Genomic DNA, 23,217 nt, shown 5'->3' with positions numbered 1-23,217 from the left:
CACCGGCGACGGTGCCGCCGCCCGCTCGAGAACCGGTCAGGACGCGGTGGTGCCCGGCGCTCCAGCCGACCTCCAGATCGACTCCACCGGGCTGGTCCAGCATGGGCGCCGATCCGCCCGGCCGGGACGTCCGGGCGGCCGGCAGCCGCGGCGGGCCGCCGTGGCGGGGAGGAAGGACGATATGACCTGGATATCCGGGCTGCTCGGGGTCTCCGCGCTGGTGGCCAGCGGGATCACCGCCGGGGTGCTGTTCGCCGTCGCGGTCAGTGTGCTGCCCACGCTCTTCGCGCTGCCCGCGGGCACCTACATCCGGGTGCACCGGCTGCTGGGCAAGGGCTACCACCCGGTGATGCCGATCGTGGTGAACGTCGGCATGGTCGCGGACTTCCTGCTGGTCCCGGTGGCGGTGGACGCCGACAGCGGCACCTGGGTGCTGTTCGTGGTCGCCGGCCTGCTCCTGGCCGCCAGCCAGTTCGTCTCGCACCTCGGCAACGTGCCGATCAACCGGCAGGTCAAGCGGGTCGACCCGGACGCCGTACCGGCCGACTGGTGGGACCCGCGCCCCAGGTGGCAGGCGCTGCACCGGACCCGCACCTCGCTGGCGGTGGCCGCGCTGCTGCTCAACGCGATCGCGGTGGTGACGCTGTGAGCGCCCCCGCGCCGGCGGCCGACCTGCTGGGCCTGGCCGGGCGGCGGTGCCTGGTCACCGGGGGCACCCGGGGGATCGGCCGGGCGGTGGTGCAGGCGCTGCTCGACGCCGGCGCCTCGGTGCTCACCTGCCACCGGGGCGACGCCGCCGCCGCCGTCGCCCTGACCGGGTCGACCGACGTACCGCAGCGGTTGCGGGTGGTGCGGGCGGACCTGACCGTGCCGGCGGACCGGGAGCTGCTCGTCGCCGCCGGCCGGGACGAGTTCGGCGGCCTGGACGTGCTGGTGAACAACGCCGCCGTCGACGGTGGGACGCCGTTCGCCGGGATGTCCGACGAGGAGTGGCGGCGGGTTGTCGATGCCGATCTCACCGCGGTCGCCGCCACCACCCGGGCGGTCCTGCCCCTGCTCGGCCCCGGCGCGTCGGTGGTCACCGTCGGCGCCGCGCTGGCGCTGCGCGGCGCCCCCGGCCGCACCCACTACGCCGCCGCGAAGTCGGGGCTGCTCGGCTTCTCCCGCTCGCTGGCCAAGGAGCTGGGACCGACCGGGATCCGGGTGAACATGGTCGCGCCCGGCCCCGTCGCGTCGCCCGGCGAGGAACCGCCCCCGCCGCTCGCCGCCCGGCCGCGCGCGATGGCCGCCCTCGGGCGGCAGGCCACCGCGGCCGAGGTCGCCGACGTGGTGCTCTTCCTCGCCGGCCGGCTCGGCGGCTACGTCACCGGCAGCGTCGTCCACGTCGACGGTGGCATCTGACCAGTCCGACCCACGACACCTCAAGGAGTCACCATGCCGTTCGGTGCCATCAGCTACGGGGTACGACCCGGCCACGAGGACGAGATCGCAGGGATCTTCTCGGCCGGCAGCTTCCAGCGGGCCTCCTCGCCCACCCTGCGTGACCCTTCCGGCGCGGTGGTCGGCCGCCTGCTCGCCACCGGCCTGTTCATCCAGGACACCGACATGGTCCGGGTGATCCAGTTCGAGGGGAACGGTGCCGCGATCGCCCGGCACATGGGCTCCCAGCCCGGCGTGCACCGGGCCGAGCAGCAGATCGCACCGTACCTCGCCGAAACCCGGGACACCGGCACCGTCGAGGGCTTTTCCGCGCACTTCAGCCGGGCCACCATGCGCCCCGTGCAGCAGCACGTCCGCCGCGACGACGTGGCCACCGCGATGCTGGCGCTGCGCTGGCCGGTGGTGCCGGACGCCGCGCCGGAGATCGGCGGCGCGCTGGCCGCCACCCCGCCGATCTCCGCCGAGGACGGTCCGGTGCTGGCCACCGCGGCCTTCGTCCGGGACCGCACGCTGGTCCGGATCTACCAGTACGAGGGTGAGCTGGCGGCGGCGCTGGACCACATCACCGGCTGGGCGGGGCGGGCCCCGGAGTGGGAGCGGCTGCGGCCGTACGTGGTGGGCCCGGTGGTAGCCCTGCCGACCCCGATGCGCTGCATCTCCCAGCTCTCCGTGCTCAACCTGCCGGCCGCCGCCCGCGGCGCCTAGGCCCCTGGCCACGTCGCCCCGGCACCCAACAGCGGTGCCGGGGCGACGGGCGTTCCGGGTCGGCCGTGGTGCCGGATCCCCGATCTGGCGGCATCCGCTCCTGCCGGACACCGCCAGGTCGGGGACTTCGCGCCCGAGGCGGGCGTCCAGGGGTCAGGCCGCCGGGATGCCGGCGGTGAGCAGGCGGTGGATGCGGGACCGGCGGGCGACCAGGACCAGGCCGACGGCGAGCGCGACGGCGGCCAGCGCCGCGAAGTATGGCGGCTGCGGCAGGCTCGGGGCGAGCTGCCCGATCCGGCCGCCGACCGCCGCGCCCACCGCCGCCGACAGCCACCACAGCCCGATCATCTGGCTGCGGTAGAAGGCTGGTGCGGCGGTGCCCGCGGCGCTGATCCCGACCGGGGCGAGCGCGAGCTCCCCGGCGGCCTGGAGCAGGAAGACCAGCAGCAGCCACACCGGGGACACCCTGGTCTCCGCGGCCAGCACCGCCACCAGCGCCATCACCAGGTAGCTCGCGGCCACCAGGCCGAGGCCGAGCGCGAACTTCACCGGTACGCCGAGCCGGTCGCCGAGGCGTACCCAGAGCCACGCGGCCAGCGGCGCCACGGCGAGGATGAACAGCGGGTGCAGCGACTGGAACCAGCTCGCGGGCACCAGGAACCCGAACACCTCGCGGTCGACGGATTCCCGGGCGAACTGGCTGAGCACCGAGCCGGACTGCGTGAAGATCATCCAGAACACGGCCGAGCCGAGGAAGAGCCGGATGAACCCGTACACCCGCAACCGCTCCACCTCGGTGATCGCGGGGTGCCGCAGCAGCCGCCGGAACAGCACCACCGGGACGCCCAGCACGGTCAGTCCGAGCGGGATCAGGGCGTGCTCGACGCGCAGCGTGCCGGCCGCCGCGTCGGCGCCGAGCACGACGGCCACCACGGCGACCAGGTAGCCGGTCCGGCGGAACAGTCGCCACCGCGCGGTGGGTCCGATCGGGTGCGCCGGTTCGGCGCCGACCGCGCCGAAGTGCCGGCGGCCGAGGGCGAACTGGAGGACACCGGCGTACATGCCGACGGCGGCGGCGGCGAAGCCGAGGTGCCAGTCCACGGTCTCGCCGAGGAAACCGGTGACCACCGGGGCGATCAGCGCGCTGACCTGGATGCTCATGTAGAAGATGGAGAAAGCGGCCTCCCGGCGGGTCACCTCGCCGTCGCCGTAGAAGTCGTTGAGCAGCACCCCCATGTTGGGCTTGAGCAGCCCGGTGCCGGCGATCAGCAGGCCGAGCCCGGCCCAGATCGACCAGGCGCCGGGCAGCGCCATGCAGGTGTGCCCGGCGGCGATGACGAGGCCGCCGTACAGGGTGGCCCGTCGGGCGCCGAGCAGCCGGTCGCCGACCCACGCGCCGGGCACGGCGGCGAGGAAGACCAGGGCCATGTACAGCCCGAACAGCGCGGTCGCGGTGCCCACGCCGAGGCCGAGGCCACCGTCGGTCCGGGGCGCCACCGCGTACAGGAAGAGGATCGCCTGCATGCCGTAGAAGCTGAAGCGTTCCCACATGTCCGTGAGGAAGAGGGTGACGAACCAGCGCGGCATGCCGGCGAGGCGGCCCGGCGCGGTCGTCGGCGCGGGCGGTGCCAGTTGGATCCGTGTCATCGATGCGTCCTCCCGGTCCGGCGCGGGAGGCGTCCCGCGCCCCTGTCCGGGGCAGGGTCGCACCGGCGACTCGACGAGGACTGGACCTCCGCTCGACGCCGGGGCGGGGCGACGGTCAGACGCCGACGGCGCGGCGGATGCGGACCAGGGCCTCGCCGAGTGCCTGTCGGCACTCCTCGATGGCGTGCGCGTCGGCGGCGTTGCCCTCCTGCAGGGCCCGGCGGGCGTCCTCCCGGAACCGGTCCACCATCTTCTCCACCTGCCGGGCGTTGTTCCCGAAGGCGAAGTAGTCGCTCCACTCGTAGCGCCACTCGGCGCCCCAGGAGAGCGCCTCGCGCCACTCGCGGGGGCCCCAGTCCTCGGGCCCGGTCGCGTGCCGCTCCGCCTCCACCGGGCCGCGCTCGGTGTCCACCCGACCGGTGGGCGTCCGCTCGGCGCGTCGCTCCTCGGTCGGGTGCTCCGCCGCCGTGGCCTCCTCGGCGGCGGGCTCCGGCCCGCCGGCGGTCGGCTCCGGCGCGTCGCCCCGGCGGAACCAGCCGCGCCGGTTCTCCGGGCTGCGGACCCGCCGGCCGCGCCGGGCCTCGGCGCGCAGCCCGGCCGCCTCGGCGCGGATGTCGGCGTCGGCCTCCCGGGTGATGTCGGCGATCGAGCGGTCGATCTCGCGGGCCAGCTCGTCCAGTTCGGGCGCGCGGCGGCGGAGCTCCTCCTCGCCGCCGGAGGTGATCCGGTAGACCTTCCGGCCGCTCTCGTCGATCTCCCGGGAGACCAGGCCCTCGGTCTCCAACCGGGACAGTCGTGGGTAGACGGCGCCGGCCGACGGGGCGTACGTGCCGGCGAAGGTCTCCTCGATCAGCTTGATCACTTCGTAGCCGTGTCGGGGCTGCTCCCGGAGCAGGGCGAGCAGGTAGAGCTTGAACTGCCCGTGGCCGAACGGGGAGGTGGGTGCCCTCATCGCTGCTCCTCGGTCCCGATGGCCGGTGCGGGTGCCGCCGGTGGCGGGGTGGGCGTGCCGGACCCGGCCTGCCGGACCAGCGCCACCTGGCCGGAGACCGTGGCGCCGCGGACCCGGACGGCGTGCGGCGTGGCGCCGCGGCGCAGCCGCAGCCCGACCGTCGCGCCGCCCTCGCCGGAGGTGTGACTCTCCAGCCCGGGCGTGCCGTCGGGCAGTTGGGTCACCACCGGGCCGCCGTCGGTGGTCAGCTCGACGTCGAGGCTGGCCGAGGCGTCGTCGGGCACGCCGACCAGCAGCGGGCCGGAGACGGCGGTGAGGTCCAGCGCGACGGGCTCCCGGCCGGTCACCACGGTCACCTCGCCGGAGACCGTCTCCAGGTGCGCGCGGCCGGTGCAGCCCCGGGCGAGGATCCGGGCGGAGACGGTGCGGGCGCGCAGCTCCGGGCCCGTCCGGTCCACCACGATTTCGCCGTTGAGGCTGGTCAGCCGGGTGCTGCCGGTGAGGCCGACGGCGACGATGCCGGCGCCGACGGTCTCCACCTCGACCTCGGTGCCGGCCGGCAGCGCGAGCGCCAGGCGGCAGCGGCGCCGGAACGCCGGCGGGAAGTCCCGCCACCAGGGCCGGTGCAGCCCCTGGTCGTGGCGCAGCTCCAGCTGATCGCCGGTCAGGTTGACCCGCAGCGGCGGGCCGCTGACGTCGGTCAGCTCCAGCAGCGGGGGGCCGCTGGTCAGGTCGACCTCGCCGCCGACCACCCGGACCCGGACCCGTCGGGCCGGCGGCAGTTCGAGCCGCTCGCCCTCGCGTACCTGCCAGTCCCGCACGCCACACTCCTTCGGGCCGACCGCCTGTCCGGACCAGCATACCCACTATCGCGATAGTGTGACGCGCTATATCTCATCAAGCCGACCGGGGGGGCGCGGAACGGTCGCCGCGCGCCCCGGGGCACGGCTCAGGCGGTTCGGGGCAGGCCCGCGTCCCAGAGCCGCAGCTCGAACTCCGCCGCCCGGGCGAAGAGCGCGGTGAGCCGCTCCCGCTCGTCCCGCGCGGCATCCGCGCCGACCGCGTCGGCCCGTTCCAGGGTGGCCTCCACGATCGGCAGGTACGCGTCGTGCAGCAGCGTGTCGATGAACTTCCGGTACGTCCGGTCGGGCGATCCACGCCGGCGCAGCTCCTTGCTGAACTCGGCGTGGAACCACATCCGGGGCAGCGTCGCCACCACCACGTCGGCGTACGTGCCGGTGTGCGCGACGGCGGTGATGAAGTCGTCGTACGCGGGGTCGACGGTCTCGCCCGGCTCGGCCGCCTTGCCGCCGAGCATCCGCAGCACCGCCACGCTCTTGCCGGTCGCCGAGTAGCTGGAGCCGATGGCGATGCCGGCGAAGTGCGACAGGTCCGCCAGCTCCGGCGCCCGGGCGGCGAGCAGGGCCTGCGCCCGGGCGAAGGTGCCCAGGTGGACGATGTCGGCCCGGATCAGCCGGGCGAGGTCCGCCCTGGGCAGCGTGCCGTCGCAGATGCCGGTCGGTACGGGGTGCGCCAGCAGGGCGTCGAAGCTGGCCTCACCGGCGGCCCAGAGTTCCTTGCGAAATGGCATCTCGTTCCTTCCACAGCGGTACGGGTCGCGGCCGGCGCTCGCCCGGCCGCCGGGCGGGATGCGCGGTCAGTTGTCCAGGTCGAGCCGGACCCGGTACATGTCGAGCCACGAGTTGAGGGTGAGCACCTGCTCGATGTGGGTGCGGTTGACCCAGGCGATCGGGCCGTTCTCCAGCTTGGCCGGGGTGTCCAGCAGCCGCCGGGCGGCGGCGACGTCGACCAGGGCGTGCGCCGGCTGGTTCGGGTCGTCGAGGATCTCCCGCAGCGACTCGCTCAGGTATCGGGTGTAGAGCGGGTCCTGGGTGACCGGGAACGGGCTCTTCTGCCGGTCCAGCACGTCGCCGGGGAGCAGGTCCAGCCCGGCCGCGCGCAGCAGCGCCTTCTCCCGGCCGTCGTGGCTCTTGAACCCCCAGGGCGCGTTGAAGACGTACTCCACCAGGTCGGGGTCGGTGTACGGGACGCGGACCTCCAGCCCGACCGACATGCTCAGCCGGTCGTCGCGGGTGAGCAGGTGCTGCAGCCAGCGGGACAGGTGCAGGTGGGTGATCTCGCGCATCCGCTTCTCGGTGCCGGTCTCGCCGGGCAGCTGCGGCACCTCGGCCAGCGCCTCCCGGTACCGGTCGACGCTGTAGGTCTCCAGGTCCAGCAGCTTGAGCAGCCCCGGGTCGAACAGTCCGCTGCCGAGCCCCGGCCCCTCGCAGAAGTGCTGGTAGAAGGCGATCCACGGGAAGGCCTCCCGGTGGATCAGCTCGGGCACCCAGGCCCAGTGGTAGCCGCCGAAGACCTCGTCGGCGGCCTCGCCGCAGAGCGCCACGGTGGCGTGCCGGCGGACCTGGTCGAAGAGCACCCAGAGCGAGGCGTCCATGTCGCCGAGCGGGGTGGGGCGGTCCTGCGCGGCGATGGTGCGGCGGCGGATCTCGGGGTCGGCGAGCCGTTCCGGCGTGATCACCACCGGCGTGTGCCGGGAGCCGACGTGTTCGGCGACCATCCGGGCGAACGGCGCGTCCGGGGTGTCGCGGACCTCGTCGGCCCGGAACCGCTCGGTGTAGCGGGTGAAGGTGACCGAGAAGGTCTGGATCGGCTCGGCGCCGCGCCGGGCCCGGGCCTGCGCCGCGAGCGCGGTCATCACGCTGGAGTCCAGGCCGCCGGAGAGCAGCGATCCGACGGGTACGTCGGCGACGAGCTGGGCGTCGACCACCTGCTCCAGCTTGCCGCGGATGGTGTCCACGGTGGTCGGCAGGTCGTCGGTGTGCGGCCGGGAGGCCAGCCGCCAGTAGCAGCGGTGCCGGATCCCGGTGGCGTCCACGGTGACCACGTGCCCGGGGCGGACCTCCTCGACGCCGGCGAACACGGTCCGGCCGGGCGTCCAGACCTGGGTGAGGATCTCGCGCAGGTTGTCGGTGTCGGCGCGGGACTCCAGCAGCCCGGTGGCGAGGATCGCCTTGATCTCGGAGGCGAAGAGCAGCCGCCGGTCCGGGGTGCGGTGGTAGAAGAGCGGCTTGACGCCGAGGTGGTCGCGGACCAGGACGAGCTTCTCGGCGCGGACGTCCCAGACGGCGAAGGCGAAGATGCCGTTGAGGTGGGTGCCGAGGTCCTCGCCCCATTCCAGGTAGGCCCGCAGCACCACCTCGGTGTCGCCGTCGGTGTGGAACCGGTGGCCCCGGCCGGCCAGCTCCGCGCGCAGCTGCCGGTAGTTGTAGAGCTCGCCGTTGTAGCTGAGCACGGCGAGTTCCCGACCGTCGGCGTGCGCCGTCATCGGCTGGGTGCTGGCGGCCAGGTCGATGACCGCCAGCCGGCGGTGGGCCAGGTGGGCGTGCGGTGCGGTCCAGAGGCCGTCGGCGTCCGGGCCGCGGCAGGCGAGGGTGCCGGACATCGCGGTGACCGGTGACCGGTCGGTGGGCAGGGTGCGTTCGAAGTCGACGAGACCGGCGATGCCACACATGCGGTTGCTCCCCCTGAGTTCGTTGGGTCGCCCGGGTGACGGCCCGGACGCCGGACGCCCGGCGGGCGCGGGCCGGCGGGTGGCGTCGCCCGCCGCCGACGGGCTGATCCTCGGCCGCGTCGCTCGAGGCCCGCTCGGCGTGGGATCGAGGGCCCGCTCCAGCGGGCGTCGACCCGGGCTTCAGCGCCGGCTGGCACGGTCGCGACTGTCTCGCGACACTCGCGACCGACTCGCCGCAGAGGTCGTTTTCGCAGGTGACGAACGACTTTTCGTCACTCTCCGGAACCGTCTTGACCGGCTCCGGAGTTGCGATATAGCGTGACCGACCGAGAGTTGTATCGCGATATCCCGTCGAAGGAGTCGTCATGACCGACAACAACGCCCGAGCCCGCGTCGGTACGCGGCCCGAGGCGCCCGATCCGCCCGACCGCCGGCGCTGGATGGTGCTGGTCATCCTGCTCGTCGCCACCTTCATGGACCTGCTGGACGTGACGATCGTGGCGATCGCCGTGCCGTCGATCCAGCAGGACATCAGCGCCACCTACACCGCCGCGCAGTGGGTCCTGGCGGGCTACTCGCTCGCGTTCGCGCTGCTGCTGATCACCGGCGGGCGGCTGGGCGACATCGTCGGCCGGAAGCGGATGTTCCTGCTCGGCATGGCCGGCTTCACGGTCGCCTCGGCGCTCTGCGGTCTGGCCCCCAGCCCGGAGATGCTCATCGCCTCGCGGGTGCTCCAGGGCGCCATGGCGGCCATGATGGTGCCGCAGGTCATCTCCTCGATCCAGGTGATGTTCTCGCCGAAGGAGCGGGTCGCCGCGTTCAGCGTCTACGGCGGCGTCGCCGGCCTGGCCACGGTCAGCGGTCCGCTGCTGGGCGGCCTGCTGATCAAGGCGGACATCCTCGACCTCGGCTGGCGGACCATCTTCCTGATCAACGTCCCGATCGGCCTCGCCGCGCTCGTCGGCGGGCTGGTGCTGATGAAGGAGCTGCGTACGCCGCACGCGCTGCGGCTGGACCTCACCGGCGTCGGCATCATCACCGTCACCATGCTGCTGCTGGTCTACCCGCTCATGCAGGGCCGGGAGAAGGGCTGGCCGACCTGGATCTTCGCGATGATGGCCGCCTCCGCGGTCGGCCTGGTCGTGTTCGCCGCTCACCAGCGGCGCCGCTCCACCGGTGGTGGCTCGCCCCTGGTGCCGATGGAGCTGTTCAAGGAGAAGGCGTTCGTCGGCGGGCTCCTGGTGAACCTCGTGTTCTTCGCCGGAATTGTCTCCTTCTTCCTGGTCTTCATCATCTACCTGCAGGCCGGACTCGACAAGTCGGTGCTCGCCGCCGCGATGGCCAACCTGCCCTGGTCGGTCGGCATCGCGCTGGCCAGCGGCGCGTCGTTCCAGCTCGCCCCGAAGCTCGGCCGGACCGTGCTGCACATCGGCACCGCGCTGATGACCGCGTCGATGGTCGCCATCATCCTGACCATCCAGTTCGTCGGCACCGACGTCTCCGTCTGGCACTTCGTGCCCAGCATGTTCGTCGGTGGCGTCGGCATGGGCCTGGTCGCTCCGCTGCTGGTGGACGCCGTCATCTCCGGCGTCCCGCACCACGAGGCCGGCTCCGCCTCCGGCGTGCTCAGCGCCGTCCAGCAGGTCGGCGGCGCGCTGGGGATCGCACTGATCGGCGTGATCTTTTTCGGGCTCCTCGGCGACCGGGCGCAGGACGTCGCGGAGGCCAAAGCCGCGCCGATCCGTGCGGCGCTGCAGTCCGCCGGCGCACCGGTGGACGCCCAGCGCCAGGCGGTGGACGGCTTCGTCCGCTGCTTCGTGGACCGGTCCGCGGAAGAGGACCCGACCGCCGTCCCGGTGAGCTGCCGCGACACCGGCCAGGCGGCGCCGGCGGTCACCCGCGCCTACGCCGAGGCCGCCACCGACGCCCGCCGCGAACTGTTCAGCGACGCGATGAAGTGGACCGCCTGGTACAACGCCGGGGTCTTCTTCCTCGCCTTCCTGCTGGTGTTCCGGCTGCCCCGCCGGATCAACGTGCACGCCGAGGCCGAGGCCGGCCTCGACGAGGACGTCCCGGCCGAGCCGGCCGACCCCAGCCGCGTCCACTAGGCGCCCGGGCCGCCGCAGGTGGCGGCCGTCCAGACAGGCCGGTGTCGGGGGCCGGCGCGCCCCCGCGCGGTCCCCCCGGGCCCCCGACACCGGCCGCCCGCCCCCGGCCCTTCGGAGAGGACAGCTGTGTTCGAGCCGTCGATCTACGCGTACCCCAACTATTTCAACGCCGACTTCATGGTCGCCCTCGCCCTGCTGCTCTACTGGGCCGTGCTGGCCCGGCGGCTGTACCGGCTGCCGCACGCCCGCACCGCGGCCCGGCTGCGCCGATCCAGCCGTCGGCTGGCGCTCGCCGCGGTGCTCGGGGCGCTGCTCGTACCGGCCCGGCTGGTCACCTCGCTGCTGCTCTACAGCTACGGGTGGCACTTCGCCGGCGACCGGCTGGTGATCGGCGTACCCCTGGTGGCGTTGCCGGTGCTGGCCACCCTGCTGGTCACCGTGCCGGCGCTGCGGCGGCTCGGCCGGCCGTCGCCGGACGACGCCGAGGAGGCGGACGGGCCGCCGGCCGCCACACCGCGGGTGTCGTTCCCGGCCCGCGCGGTCGCGGTGGGCGGACTGGTCTCCTTCGTCATGATCCTCTTCGCGCCGGCCCCGCCGCTGCTGGTACCGGCGCTCGTCATCTACGGCGTCCTGGCCCTGGCCCTGCTGGTGATCTGGCGCCGGCACGCCAACCGGGTGCGTGCCGGGGCGGTGGGACCGCTGCCGCGCGGCGCGGCCCGGGCGCGGCGGGTCGCGGTCGCCACCGCGGCCGTCCTCGTCCTGGTCGCCGGTTACGCCGGCTGGGACTGGCAGACCAGCAAGCTGCCCGACGACTACCGCATGACGGAGCAGGCGATGACCTATGGCACAGGCCCCGGTCCGGTCGACCACTCGGCGCACTCGCACGGCGCCGGGCTGCCGGACCGCCCGCTGACCCAGTTCACCGGCCCGGCGGGCCAGCCCGACAAGCGGTTCACCCTGGTCGCCACGGACGCCAAGCTGAAGCTCAGCTCCGGCGCCACCATCGACGCGACCGCCTTCAACGGCCAGATCCCCGGCCCCGAGCTGCGGGTCCGGCAGGGCGACCTGGTCGAGGTGACCCTGGTCAACCGGACGGCGGACACCCCGACCACGGTGCACTGGCACGGGCTGGACGTGCCCAACGCCGAGGACGGCGTCGCCGGCCTCACCCAGGACGCCGTCCCGCCGGGTGGCAGCCACGTCTACCGGTGGCGCGCCGAGCAGGTCGGCACGTACTGGTACCACTCGCACCAGGCGTCCTCGACCCAGGTCCGGCGCGGGCTGTTCGGCCCCCTGGTCATCGACCCGGCCCGGCCGGGGCCGGCCGGGGTGCGCGAGTTCGTGGTCGCCGCGCACGTCTTCGACACCGAGAAGGGCGACACCAGCACCTTCAACGCCGACGACACGCTCCGGCGGGAGGCGGTCGCCCCCGGCACCCCGGTCCGGATCCGGCTGATCAACGCGGACAACTTCCGCAAGTACTTCACCCTCGCCGGCACGCCGTTCAAGGTCACCGCGGTCGACGGCGGCGCCGTCAACGCCCCCACCGACCTGAACCGGAGCAAGCTCATGCTCGGCGGCGGCGGCCGGTACGACCTGGAGTTCACCATGCCCTCCGCGCCCGTCCGGCTGACCGACCTGGCCGCAGTCGGCGCCGGCCTGCTGCTCAGCCCGGACGGGCAGGGCGAGCTGGCGCCGCTGACCGACGGGCCGGAGTTCGACGCGACCCGGTACGGCAGCCCGGCCGCCACCCCGTTCGGTCCGGACAGCCACTTCGACCGCGGCTTCGACCTGGTGCTCGACAACCGGCCCGGGTTCTACGACGGCCAGCCCTACTACCTGTGGACCATCAACGGGCACGTCTCGCCGCACGTGCCGATGCTGATGGTGCGCGAGGGCGAGCTGGTCAAGGTGACCATCAGCAACCGCAGCTTCCTGGAACACCCGATGCACCTGCACGGCCACCACGTCCTGGTGCTCAGCCGCAACGGCCACCGGGCCACCGGCAGCCCGCTCTGGCTCGACACCGTCACCGTGCTCTCCGGCGAGTCCTACGAGCTGGCCTTCCGCGCCGACAACCCCGGACTGTGGATGGACCACTGCCACAACCTCAAGCACGCCGCGATGGGCATGACCATGCACCTCGGCTACGAGGGGGTCAGCACCCCGTTCCACGCCGGTCGGGCCACCGGCAACACCCCCGAATAACGCCGCCGGCCCGACCCCACCCGGCCGCCACCCCTCGCCGACCAGGGCGGGGGTGGCGGCCCTCGTGCGTCCGGGTCCCGGCCGCCGTGGTCCGGCGCGGAGCGTCGAGCCGGCCTTGAGAGGAACTGGACAGCTCCCGGGTGGACTGGCAGCGGCCCGAGGAGAGGCCCGTGGCCACACAACGGGAAGGTGGTGCTGATGAGCGCATCGGACGCCGACGTCGGCGCGGTCGTCACCGGCATCGGGGTCACCGCGCCGACCGGCATCGGGATCCAGGCGCACTGGCAGTCGGTGCTGGACGGCAAGACCGGGATCGGCCGGATCACCCGCTTCGACCCGGAGAGCTACCCCGTCCGGTACGCCGGGCAGGTCCCCGGCTTCGCCGCGCGGGAGCGGGTGCCCGGGCGGTTGATCCCGCAGACCGACCACTGGACGCACCTGGCCCTGGCCGCCGCCGACGACGCCCTCGGCGACGCCGGCGTCGACCCGGCCGGGCTGCCGGAGTACGAGATGGCGGTGGTCACCTCGAGCTCCTCCGGGGGCACCGAGTTCGGCCAGCACGAGATGGAGCGGCTGTACCGCAACGGCCCGTCCTGGGTCGGGGCGTACCAGTCGATCGCCTGGTTCTACGCGGCGACCACCGGTCAGGTCTCGATCCGGCACGGCATGCGCGGTCCCTGCGGGGTGATCTGCGCCGAGCAGGCGGGCGGGCTCGACGCCCTGGGTCAGGCCCGCCGGCTGGCCCGCTCCGGCTACCGGCTGGTGATCAGCGGCGGCACCGACGCGTCGCTGTGCCCGTACGGGCTCACCGCGCAGCTGGCCACCGGCCGGCTCGCCACGGTGGACGACCCGGCCCGGGCATACCTGCCCTTCGACGCCGCGGCCGGCGGATACCTGCCCGGCGAGGGCGGGGCCATCCTGATCGTGGAGAACGGCCGGCACGCCCGCGAGCGCGGGGCCGGTGAGGGCTACGGCAGCATCCTCGGCTACGCGGCCGGCTTTGACCCGCCGCCCGGCTCCGGGCGGCCCCCGGCGCTGCGCCGGACCATCACCGCCGCGCTGGCCGACGCGCGGCTGGCGCCCGACGACGTCGACGTGGTCTTCGCCGACGCCGCCGGCAGCCCCGACCTGGACGCGGCCGAGTCCGCGGCGATCACCGCGATCTTCGGCCGGTGCGGGGTGCCGGTCACCGCCCCGAAGACGCTCACCGGCCGGCTGTACGGCGGCGGCGCGCCGCTGGACGTCGCCACCGCGCTGCTCGCGGTCCGGGACGGGGTCGTCCCGCACACCGTCGGGGTGACCCGCCCCGACCCGGACCTGGACCTGGTCCTCGGTGAGCCCCGGGAGCTGCCACTGCGGCGGGCCCTGGTGCTGGCCCGGGGCCACGGCGGCTTCACCGCCGCCATGGTGGTCGGGACGTCCCGCCGCCGTTGACCGTCACCCATTGATCCACGACGAACGGAGCGACAGCGATGACGAGCTTCACCCTGGACGACCTGCGCGAGCTGCTGGGCAGCATCGCCGGGGTCGACGAGTCCACCGACCTGTCCGGCGACATCGCCGACGTGCCGCTGGCCGACCTGGGCTACGACTCACTGGCCATGCTGGAGCTGGCCGGCCACGTGCAGCGCCGCTACGGGGTGCCGATCCCGGACGAGGCGGTGGAGCGGATGACCACCCCGCGCAGCACCGTCGACTACCTCAACGCCCAGTTCGCGACGGTGGGCTGAGATGGCCGGGCACACCGACAACGCGGTGGTCATCGACGCACCGCTGGAGCTGGTCTGGGAGCTGACCAACGACATCGAGTCGTGGCCCCGGCTGTTCAGCGAGTACGCCGAGGCCACCGTGCTGGAGCGCCGGCCGGACGGTTCGGTGCTGTTCCGGCTCGCCCTGCACCCGGACGAGAACGGCAAGGTCTGGTCCTGGGTGTCGGCCCGGGCGGCCGACAAGGAGACCTGGACGGTCCGCTCGCACCGGGTGGAGACCGGGGTCTTCAAGTACATGTCGCTGTTCTGGGAGTACACGCCGGTCGACGGCGGGGTGCGGCTGCGCTGGGTGCAGGACTTCGAGATGAAGCCGGGCGCCCCGCTCGACGACGCCGGGATGCAGGAGCGGCTCCACCGCAACACCGCCGTCCAGCAGCAGCTGATCAAGGAGAAGGTCGAGGCCGCCGCCCGCCGGGGCGTGCCGGTCAGCTGAGCGCCCGGCCCGGGCGCACCGGGCGCGGCGAACCGACATGGAGGAACCACGATGGATCTGGCACTGACCGGAAAGAAGGCACTGGTCACCGGGGGCACCCGGGGCGTGGGGCGGGGCATCGTCCTGGCCCTGGCCCGGCACGGTGTCGACGTGCTCACCTGCTACCGGCAGGAGAGCGAGGCGGTCGTCTCGCTGGAACGCGAGCTCAAGGAGATCGGCGGCGAGCACCACCTGGTCCGCGCCGACCTGGCCGACCCGGAGCAGGTCGGCACGCTGATGGCCGAGGCCCGGGACCGGTTCGGCCGGCTCGACCTGGTGGTCAACAACGCCGGCGCGATCAGCCACGTGCCGTACGAGCAGCTCACCCTGGCCCAGTGGCAGCAGGTGATCGACACCAACCTGACCGCGGTGCACCTGGTCACCCAGGCGGCCATCCCGATGATGACGGCCGGGGGCTCGGTGGTGAGCATCGGCTCGAAGTCCTCCGAGGTGGGCATCCCGCTGCGGGCCCACTACACGGCCACCAAGGCGGCGCTGCGCGGCCTGACCCGCTCGCTGGCGAAGGAGTACGGGTCGAAGGGGCTGCGGTTCAACGTGCTCGCCCTCGGGGTGATCCGGACCGAGGCGATGGACGCCATGCCGGTGGAGCAGCGCGCCGTGCTGGCGAAGCGCTACCAGGACAAGACGGCGCTGGGCCGGCTCGGCGAGCCGGACGAGGTGGCCGGCGCGGTGCTCTGGCTGGCCAGCGACCTGTCCCGGTACGTCACCGGCGCCACCGTGCACGTGGACGGGGGGATCTCCTGATGGCCGAGGGACCCTTCCGGGTGATGCTGCGGATGCAGATCAAGCCCGGCATGCAGGAGGAGTTCGAGCGGGTCTGGCTGGAGGTCGGCGACTCCGTCACCAGCCACCCGGCGAACCTGGGGCAGTGGCTCTCCCGCGACGAGGAGGAGGGCGTCTACTGGATCGTCAGCGACTGGGTGGACGAGCCCCGGTTCCGCGAGTTCGAGCACAGCGACCGGCACCTGGAGCATCGGACCAGGCTGCACCCGTACCGCTCGGGCGGCTCGATGACCACGATGCGGGTGGTCGCCCACCTGCCCGGTGCGGCGAGCGCCGGCAGCCACGGGGAATGGGTCGGCGTCCGGTGACGTGCCGGCCGCGCGTCCGGCGTACCGGGGGACCGGGCGCCGGGCGGGCGGCCGGCCGCACCGTTGCACCGGAGACCGACGGCGGGATTCCCGTGCCCCGCGCGACGCGGGGCACGGACGATCGGAGTGGAACATGACCAGTACGGTTCCTGCGCCGGTGCGGGGCGCCACCGCCGCGCCGGCGGTCCCGGCCCCCGCGGCCGACGCGGAGTGGCTGGCCTGCGGTGGCTGCCGGGTGCTGCTGTACCGCAAGCGGTTCGACCGGCTGCTGGGGGTGTGCCCGGAGTGCGGGTGGCACAGCCGGCTGACCGTCGACGAGCGGCTGCGCAGCCTGCTTGACCCCGACTCGGTGCGCCCGGTGACGCCGGCGGAGTCGGTGCACGACCCGTTGGGCTTCACCGACCTGGTCGACTACCCGGGCCGGTTGTCCCGGGCGCGGGAGAGCACCGGCCTCGCCGACGCGGTCCGGGTGGCCCGGGGGCGGATCCAGGGCCACCCGGTGGTGGTGGCCGTGATGGACTTCCGCTTCCTCGGCGGCAGCCTGGGGGTGGCCGCCGGGGAGGCGGTGACCGCCGCCGCGGAGGCGGCCCTGGCCGACTCGTGCGCGCTGCTGATCGTCACCGCCTCCGGCGGGGCCCGGATGCAGGAGGGCGCGCTGGCACTGATGCAGATGGCCAAGACCGGCAACGCGCTGCGCGCCCTGGACGAGGCGGGACTGCTCACGATCACCCTGGTGACCGACCCGACGTACGGCGGTGTCGCGGCCTCGTTCGCCACGCTGACCGACGTCATCATCGCCGAGCCCGGCGCCCGGATGGGTTTCGCCGGCCCCCGGGTGATCGCCCAGACCATCCGCCAGGAGCTGCCTGCGGGCTTCCAGACCGCGGAGTTCCTGCTGGAGCGGGGCCTGGTCGACGGGGTCCGCGCCCGGGGCGAGCTGCCCTGGGTGCTGGGCCAGCTGCTGGCGGCCGCCGCCCCGGCGCCGGCGGACTGGGGTGGCGTGGTGGTGGATCCGGTGCTGCGCGACCCGGCCGCGCTGGTCCGCCGGCCACCCGCCGAGGTGGTCCGGCTGGCCCGGCACCTCGACCGGCCGACGCTCGCCGACCACCTCACGGAGTGGCTGGACGGCTTCGTCGAGCTGCGCGGCGCCCGCGACGGCGCGGGGGACTGCCGGGCCGTGGTAGGTGGCCTGGGCGTGCTGGACGGGCTGCCGGTGCTGGTGATCGGGCACCAGAAGGGGCACAGCACGGAGGAACTGGTGCGGCACTCCTTCGGCATGCCCTCGCCCGCCGGCTACCGCAAGGCCGCACGGCTGATGCGCCTCGCCGCGAAGCTGCGGGTGCCGATCGTGACGCTGGTCGACACCGCCGGGGCCCATCCCGGGCTGGCGGCGGAGGAGCAGGGCCAGGCGGTCGCCATCGCGGAGTCCATCGCGCTGATGGGCAGCCTGCCGGTGCCGGTGGTCACGGTGATCACCGGCGAGGGCGGCAGCGGCGGCGCCCTGGCCCTGGCCGTGGCCGACCGGGTGCTGCTGACCGAGAACGGCACCTACTCGGTGATCAGCCCGGAGGGTTGCGCGGCGATCCTCTGGCGCAGCCCGGAGCGGGCGGACGACGCGGCGGCCGCGCTGGGCGTGGACGCCGGGTCCCTGCTGCGGCTGGGCGTGGTCGACGGGGTGGTGCCGGAACCGCCGGGCGGCGCCCACCTCGATCCGGCGCGCGCGTCCCGGCTGGTCCGGGACGCCGTCGTCGTCGCCGTGCGCGAGCTACGGACCAGTGACGCACCGGCCCTGGTCGCCAGGCGGCGGGCCCGGTTCCGGCGGTTCGGTCTGACCAACGATAGGAGGACCTGACATGACCATCACTCCTGCTCCCACCACGACCCCGGTGCCCGCCGATCCGGGCGGGCTGGACGCGGCGGTGGCGGTGCTGCACGCCGAGGCCGCCATGGAGGTGCTGCACCGCAGCGTCCTCGGGGTGGCCCGCTCGGTCGGCGGCGCGCCGAGCCGGATCAGCGTCCGGTTCGGCTGCGCCAGCATCGACGTCGAGTGGCCGGAGGCGGCCGCGTCCGGGAACGGGACGCCCGTCACCGTGTACGCCGAGACGCCGGCGACGCAGGTCGACGCCGGGGCGGAGGCCGGCCGGCACGAGCTGCGGTCGCCGCTGGTGGGCACCTTCTACCGGGCGATCGAGCCGGGCGCCAAGCCCTTCGTCGAGGTCGGCGACATCGTCGAGCTCGGTCAGCAGGTCGGCATCGTGGAGGCGATGAAGCTGATGAACCCGCTGGTGGCCGACCTGGCCGGGCGGGTCGTCGAGATCCCGGTGGCCGACGGCGAGCCGGTCGAGTACGAGCAGTCGCTGCTGGTGCTCGAGCCCTGGGAGGGCGAGTGAGCGGGCGGGAGGCCACCTTCGACACGGTGCTGGTGGCCAACCGCGGCGAGATCGCGCTGCGGGTGGTGCGTACCTGTCGGGAGATGGGGATCCGCAGCGTGGTGGCGTACTCCACCGTGGACTGCGAGTCGGCGGCAGTGCGGGCCGCCGACGAGGCGGTCCACATCGGACCGGGTCCGGCGAAGCGGAGCTACCTGTACCCGCCGGCGCTGATCGAGGCGGCGCTGCGCACCGGCGCGCAGGCCGTGCACCCCGGCTACGGCTTCCTCTCCGAGGATCCCGACTTCGCCGAGATCTGCGCCCGCAACGGCCTGGTCTTCATCGGGCCCCGGCCGGAGGTGATGGCGCGTCTCGGCGACAAGTCGCTGGCCCGGCGGCTGATGACCGACGCCGGCCTGCCGGTGCTGCCGGGCACCCTCGAACCGGTCGGCAGCGCCAGCGAGATCCTGGCCGCCGGGCACCGGGTCGGGTTCCCGGTGATCATCAAGGCGGCGGCCGGCGGCGGCGGCCGGGGGATGAGCGTGGTACGCCGGGCGGAGGACCTGCTGCCCGCGTTCCGCGCCACCCGGGCCGCGGCCCGCTCGGTCTTCGGCGACGACCGGGTCTACCTGGAGCGCTACCTCGAACGCGCCCGGCACGTGGAGATCCAGGTGCTGGCCGACGGGCACGGCAACGTGGTGCACCTCGGCGAGCGGGACTGCTCGGTGCAGCGCCGGCACCAGAAGCTCGTCGAGGAGAGCCCGGCCCCGGGTCTGCCCCGGCGGATCGCCGACGCGCTGGCCGAGGCGGCGGTGCGGGGCGCCCGGGCGGTCGGCTTCACCGGGGCGGGGACCTTCGAGTTCCTGGTGGCCGGCGAGGAGACCGCGTTCATCGAGGTGAACTCGCGGATCCAGGTGGAGCACCCGGTCACCGAGGCGGTCACCGGCCTCGACCTGGTTCGCGAACAGATCCGGGTGGCCGCCGGCCTGCCGCTGTCGGTGATCCAGGACGACGTTCGGCCGCGCGGGGTGGCGGTGGAGTGCCGGGTCAACGCCGAGGACCCGGCCCGGGACTTCGCCCCCTGCCCGGGAGAGCTCACCGAGTTCGTCCCGCCCGGCGGGCCGGGCGTCCGGGTCGACACCCACGCCTACCCGGGCTGGCGGATCTCGCCGCACTACGACTCCCTGCTGGCCAAGGTGATCGTCTGGGCGCCCGACCGGGACCAGGCGCTGGACCGGATGGACCGGGCGCTGGCCGAGTTCCGAATCGCCGGGCGGGGCGTGCGGACCACCGCGCCCCGGCTGCGGGAGGTGCTGGCCGATCCGGTGTTCCGGGCGGCGGAGCACTCCACGTCGCTGCTGGACGAGATGGCGGCGGCGCAGGGCGTACGCCTGGCCGGGTGACGGGTCGGTCCCGGTGGTGCGACCCCGGGGAGCAGGTGCGGCGACGGCCGCGACGGTGCGGGACCGTCGCGGCCGTCGGCGTTGCGGGCCGGTTGTCCCCCCGGGCCGGTGGAGCCGACCCGGGGGAGGGCTTCAGCGCCCCACCGCGAGCTGCGCACTGATGCTGCGCAGGGTCGGCAGGAACCGGTAGTTGTACCCGACGAGCTGGTCGTCCGGCGGCTCGGCGCCGATCAGGTGCAGCTCGACCAGCTCCTCCAGGACCGACTCGGCGGCGTGCTCGTCGACGCCGAGCACGCTGGCGGCGGTGCCGAGCGAGACGGGCTGCTGCACCAGCCCGGCGAGCTGGCCGAGCGCGGTCTGCACCGCCCGCGGCGCGAGCCGGTACGTCCGTTCCACACTGGCCCGCAGCCGCAGCGGGTCGCCGCAGGGCCGGTCCATCTCCCGTCGCTTCCACGCGATCAGCCGGGCGATGCTCCAGTGTGGCCGGGACAGCAGCATCGACGCGGCGACGTGCAACGCCGACGGCAGCCCGTCGCAGAGGTAGACCAGCTCGCGGGCGATCAGCGGCTCGCGTTCGATCCGGCGGCGGCCGATCGCGGCGGCCAGCAGTTGCAGGCTGCCGTCGACGTCCAGCGGTGGCAGGTGGAGGGTCTCGCTGATGGACGGCGTCGAGAGCCGACGCCGGCTGGTCACCAGCACCGCGCTGGCGTGGCTCGACGGCAGCAGCGGCGCCAGCTGGTCGCTGTCGGCCACGTCGTCGAGCAGGACGAGCACGTTCCGATCCGCGGTGACCGAGCGGAACATCCGGCTGCGCTCGTCCAGCGAGGTCGGCAGCGCCTCCTCGGGCACCCCCAGCGCGCGCAGGAAATCGCCGAGCACCTCGCCCAGGTCGGCCCGCCCCCCGTCCCCGTCGAGCAGCCGGGCGTAGAGCTGGCCGTCGGGGTGGTGGTCGCGGACCTGGTGGGCGGCGTGCACGCTGAGCGCGGTGGCGCCGCAGCCGGGGGGCCCGGCGACGACCACCACGGCCGGGGCGCTGCGGGGCGTGTGGCCCAGCGCCGCCAGCACCGCCGCCAGTTCGGTGTCCCGGCCGACCAGCGCCGGCCCCTTCGGGGGCAGTTGGCTGGGCGGCGCGGACCGGACGACCACGGTCGTCGGCTCGGTCGGCGCCGGCGGCGGCTCCAGGGCGAGGTCGCCCTCCAGCATCGAGCGGTGCAGCCGCTGGGTGTCCAGCGACGGGTCCAGGCCCAGCTCCCCGGCCAGGGCCGTGCGCAGGTTCTGATAGACGGCGAGCGCGTCGGGGCGGCGCCCGGCCCGGTAGAGGGCGAGCATCAGCTTGGCGTGGAAGCCCTCGTGGGTGGGCTGCTTGGCCACCAGCGCGGTCAGCTCGCCCAGCACCTCGTGGTGCCGACCGAGCTGCAGGTCGGCCTGGATCCGGGATTCCAGGGCGCTCTTGTGCATCTCCTCCAGTCGCAGCGCCTCAACCTGGAGCAGCGGGCCGAGGCTGACGTCCACCAGGGACGGGCCGCGCCAGAGCCGCAGCGCGTCGGCCAGCGTGGCCGCCGCGGTGGCGGGCTCGCCGGCTTCCAGCTGGGCGCGGCCCAGGGCGGCCAGCCGGCCGAAGCGGCGGGCGTCGAGCGCGTCCGGTGCCAGCGAGAGGACGTACCCGTAGGCGGAGGTCCGCAGCGACGGCGCCCCCGCCGTCGGCGGCAGCTGTCCGCGGGCGTTGGGTACGCCGAGCCGCAGCAGCTTGCGCAACTGGTAGACGTATGTCTGGAGGGTGGTGGTGACACTGGCGGGAGGGTTGTCCTCCCACAGTTCCTCGATGATCTGGTCGGTCCGCACGACGACGTTGCCGTTGAGCGCCAGAAGGCTGAGCGCTCTGCGGAGTTTGGGCGCCGAAGGTGTCACGACCGTGCGGTCGCGTACCACCTCCAGCGGTCCTAGGATCGAAATCTGCACGACAACCACTTCCCCCTTGTGGTCGAAGTCGCTGGTGTCCCGCCCCGCACCGGGCCGGAGTCGACTTCGAGAGTGCCTGGTATCAGGCTGGGTCGATGCCATCTTTCACCGCTCGAAAAGCGCTGGAGCGCGGATAGAGCCCCCTTTCCAGGCGCTCTCTGCTCGTCCCTTTTCGCGGCAATCGCCGGTCGAGTGCACACGCGGGATGGATGTGCAACGCATTAATATCCACCAATCGGTTGACCCCCACCTCGGACGGTCCGCCGAGGGGGCGGGGGACGCTCAAAATCGGACAGTCAGGGCGCTTCACTCGAACCCGCGCGCTCGGTCGGTCGTCAGCGGGCCAACCCTCCTCACCCGGAAAGCTCCATGCGTATCCCACGGTGTTCGACAATCCGTCATTTCGAACGCCCGCGCAATGTCGGATCCCCGGCTGTCGATCCGGCCGGCCATTTCCTTACCGAGAGTACCCGAAACATTCGATGACAATTGGCGGACGCCGGACTGTCGGAAAGTCGGCGCTATTGGTCCGGGCCGGCGGAGAAAACATTGTCAAGCGACCCAATAAAGGGAATCTGGACAAAGCCGTCCGGACGCCGCCGGCGCTCGCCCGTCGGCCGTGGTGGGGGGCGTTGTGGAAGGCGTGTCCGCCGGGCCCGGGGTGCGAAACCCGCTCGGGTCGCCGGCGGGCGGCCGCAGCGCCTTCCAGACGGCCGGCGGGTCACCGACGGTGATCGCTTCGGGTGCAATTTGCAATGGTGGCGGCGGCACGGATTCCACGAAGTGGATTCGACCCCTGAACGAAACAATTCCCGTACGCGGGAAACAGCCCGATCGCGCGGCGGCGCGAGTCCCGGACCCGGGCCGGCGCGGCCGGAAACGGAACGATCCCCGGACCCGGGGACCGGACCGGCGCGCTCAGCGCGACGGCGACCGGTCCCCGGAGCCGGGGATCAGCGCGGATGGCCGGAAATCAGCCCGCCGGCCAGGCGGCGAACCGGCGCTGCCCGTACAGCAGCGGCTCCCGGCCCGGCTCCCGGACGATGCGTCCCACCTCGCCGAAGACCACCACGTGGTCGCCGACCGGCTCGGTGCGGGTCACCGCACAGTGCGCCACGGCGAGCGCGTCGTCGGCCAGGTGCGGCCCCGCCGCGTCCGACCCGGCGTCCCAGCGCACCCGGGAGAAGCGGTCCGGGTCGCCCGAGGCGAACAGCCGCGCGGTCGCCGACGCGCGGTCGTGCAGCAGGTTCACCGCGAAGCGGGCACCGGCGACGATCGCGGCCAGGGTCGGGCTGCCGTTCCAGACGCAGACCAGCAACGTCGGCGGGTCCAGGGTCACGCTGCACACCGACGAGCACGTCATGCCGTGCGGCCGGCCGTCCGGCCCGAACGCGGTCAGCACGGCCACCCCGGTGGGGAACTCGGCCATCAGGCCCCGGAAGTCGGTCGAGGTGGGCCCGGCGGCCCGCTCGGCGAGGGAATCTGTCACGTCGCACCACCTCAGGGATCGGCGGGGGTCCGCCGGCGGACCGGGCCGGACC

20 protein-coding genes are annotated in these 23,217 nt (G+C 73.9%); 13 read left to right on the top strand and 7 right to left on the bottom strand.

Translation table 11 applies throughout. The features are described 5' to 3' along the window. Positions 1-181: 181 nt before the first annotated feature. Genes OG799_RS19505 through OG799_RS19495 form a run of 3 tightly spaced genes read left to right on the top strand, consistent with a single transcriptional unit; the run spans position 182 to position 2,145 of the window. Positions 182-649: an anthrone oxygenase family protein gene (locus tag OG799_RS19505; RefSeq protein WP_406036603.1), complete on the top strand. Its 468-nt coding sequence runs from the start codon at positions 182-184 to the stop codon at positions 647-649. Beyond that, on the top strand, positions 646-1,401 hold the full coding sequence (locus tag OG799_RS19500) for an SDR family NAD(P)-dependent oxidoreductase (RefSeq protein WP_406036602.1): 756 nt from the start codon (positions 646-648) through the stop codon (positions 1,399-1,401). The genes OG799_RS19505 and OG799_RS19500 overlap by 4 nt, the downstream gene beginning before the upstream one ends. 33 nt (positions 1,402-1,434) lie before the next feature. Next, the gene (locus OG799_RS19495; RefSeq protein WP_406036601.1) at positions 1,435-2,145 is read left to right on the top strand and encodes a SchA/CurD-like domain-containing protein; all 711 of its coding nucleotides are present in this window, start codon (positions 1,435-1,437) and stop codon (positions 2,143-2,145) included. 153 nt (positions 2,146-2,298) lie between these two features. Here OG799_RS19495 and OG799_RS19490 read toward each other — a convergent pair whose 3' ends face one another. The 5 genes from OG799_RS19490 to asnB all read right to left on the bottom strand — a co-directional run bounded on the left by OG799_RS19490 (position 2,299) and on the right by asnB (position 8,276). Further along, complete coding sequence (locus tag OG799_RS19490) at positions 2,299-3,792, bottom strand: peptide MFS transporter (RefSeq protein WP_406036600.1); 1,494 nt, start codon at positions 3,790-3,792, stop codon at positions 2,299-2,301. Between the two features lie 115 nt (positions 3,793-3,907). Next, positions 3,908-4,744 (bottom strand): PadR family transcriptional regulator, encoded by an 837-nt coding sequence (locus tag OG799_RS19485; protein ID WP_406036599.1) that lies wholly within the window; start codon positions 4,742-4,744, stop codon positions 3,908-3,910. Beyond that, positions 4,741-5,565 (bottom strand): hypothetical protein, encoded by an 825-nt coding sequence (locus OG799_RS19480; RefSeq protein ID WP_406036598.1) that lies wholly within the window; start codon positions 5,563-5,565, stop codon positions 4,741-4,743. The genes OG799_RS19485 and OG799_RS19480 overlap by 4 nt, the downstream gene beginning before the upstream one ends. A 128-nt stretch (positions 5,566-5,693) precedes the next feature. After that, the gene (locus OG799_RS19475) at positions 5,694-6,335 is read right to left on the bottom strand and encodes a TenA family protein (protein WP_406036597.1); all 642 of its coding nucleotides are present in this window, start codon (positions 6,333-6,335) and stop codon (positions 5,694-5,696) included. Between the two features lie 66 nt (positions 6,336-6,401). Further along, positions 6,402-8,276: an asparagine synthase (glutamine-hydrolyzing) gene (gene asnB, locus OG799_RS19470; RefSeq protein ID WP_406036596.1), complete on the bottom strand. Its 1,875-nt coding sequence runs from the start codon at positions 8,274-8,276 to the stop codon at positions 6,402-6,404. A 365-nt stretch (positions 8,277-8,641) separates the two neighbouring features. On the opposite strand from asnB, the gene OG799_RS19465 reads away from it, so the two are divergent. The 10 genes from OG799_RS19465 to OG799_RS19420 all read left to right on the top strand — a co-directional run bounded on the left by OG799_RS19465 (position 8,642) and on the right by OG799_RS19420 (position 19,717). Then, positions 8,642-10,384, top strand: a complete 1,743-nt coding sequence (locus tag OG799_RS19465; RefSeq protein ID WP_406036595.1) for an MFS transporter — start codon at positions 8,642-8,644, stop codon at positions 10,382-10,384. A 126-nt stretch (positions 10,385-10,510) separates the two neighbouring features. Beyond that, entirely contained in the window at positions 10,511-12,592 is a 2,082-nt protein-coding gene (locus tag OG799_RS19460; RefSeq protein WP_406036594.1) for a multicopper oxidase domain-containing protein, read from the top strand. Between the two features lie 198 nt (positions 12,593-12,790). Beyond that, positions 12,791-14,026 carry a ketosynthase chain-length factor gene (locus OG799_RS19455; RefSeq protein ID WP_406036593.1) on the top strand — a complete coding sequence of 412 codons (1,236 nt, stop codon included), beginning with the start codon at positions 12,791-12,793 and terminating at the stop codon, positions 14,024-14,026. Between the two features lie 38 nt (positions 14,027-14,064). After that, on the top strand, positions 14,065-14,322 hold the full coding sequence (locus tag OG799_RS19450; RefSeq protein WP_406036592.1) for an acyl carrier protein: 258 nt from the start codon (positions 14,065-14,067) through the stop codon (positions 14,320-14,322). Between the two features lies 1 nt (position 14,323). Beyond that, entirely contained in the window at positions 14,324-14,794 is a 471-nt protein-coding gene (locus OG799_RS19445) for an SRPBCC family protein (RefSeq protein WP_406036591.1), read from the top strand. Between the two features lie 51 nt (positions 14,795-14,845). After that, the gene (locus tag OG799_RS19440; RefSeq protein ID WP_406036590.1) at positions 14,846-15,598 is read left to right on the top strand and encodes an SDR family NAD(P)-dependent oxidoreductase; all 753 of its coding nucleotides are present in this window, start codon (positions 14,846-14,848) and stop codon (positions 15,596-15,598) included. Beyond that, positions 15,598-15,945, top strand: coding sequence for an antibiotic biosynthesis monooxygenase (locus OG799_RS19435; protein WP_130333429.1), 348 nt, complete (start codon positions 15,598-15,600; stop codon positions 15,943-15,945). The genes OG799_RS19440 and OG799_RS19435 overlap by 1 nt, the downstream gene beginning before the upstream one ends. 133 nt (positions 15,946-16,078) lie before the next feature. Further along, positions 16,079-17,797, top strand: coding sequence for a carboxyltransferase subunit alpha (gene accA / locus OG799_RS19430; RefSeq protein WP_406036589.1), 1,719 nt, complete (start codon positions 16,079-16,081; stop codon positions 17,795-17,797). A 1-nt stretch (position 17,798) separates the two neighbouring features. Next, positions 17,799-18,335, top strand: a complete 537-nt coding sequence (locus OG799_RS19425; protein ID WP_406036588.1) for an acetyl-CoA carboxylase biotin carboxyl carrier protein — start codon at positions 17,799-17,801, stop codon at positions 18,333-18,335. After that, a complete protein-coding gene (locus OG799_RS19420; protein WP_406036587.1) occupies positions 18,332-19,717 on the top strand; it encodes an acetyl/propionyl/methylcrotonyl-CoA carboxylase subunit alpha in 1,386 nt (461 codons plus the stop codon). Before OG799_RS19425 ends, OG799_RS19420 begins: the two co-directional genes overlap by 4 nt. Before the next feature lie 132 nt (positions 19,718-19,849). Here OG799_RS19420 and OG799_RS19415 read toward each other — a convergent pair whose 3' ends face one another. Continuing rightward, positions 19,850-21,676 (bottom strand): BTAD domain-containing putative transcriptional regulator, encoded by a 1,827-nt coding sequence (locus OG799_RS19415; protein WP_406036586.1) that lies wholly within the window; start codon positions 21,674-21,676, stop codon positions 19,850-19,852. A 973-nt stretch (positions 21,677-22,649) separates the two neighbouring features. Continuing rightward, positions 22,650-23,165 (bottom strand): flavin reductase family protein, encoded by a 516-nt coding sequence (locus tag OG799_RS19410; RefSeq protein WP_406036585.1) that lies wholly within the window; start codon positions 23,163-23,165, stop codon positions 22,650-22,652. Between the last annotated feature and the right edge of the window lie 52 nt (positions 23,166-23,217).

Source organism: Micromonospora sp. NBC_00898 (assembly GCF_045207895.1).
Lineage (GTDB): Bacteria > Actinomycetota > Actinomycetes > Mycobacteriales > Micromonosporaceae > Micromonospora.
The sequence above is the reverse complement of the archived record's forward strand: the minus strand, read 5'-3'. Positions and strand labels throughout refer to the sequence as shown.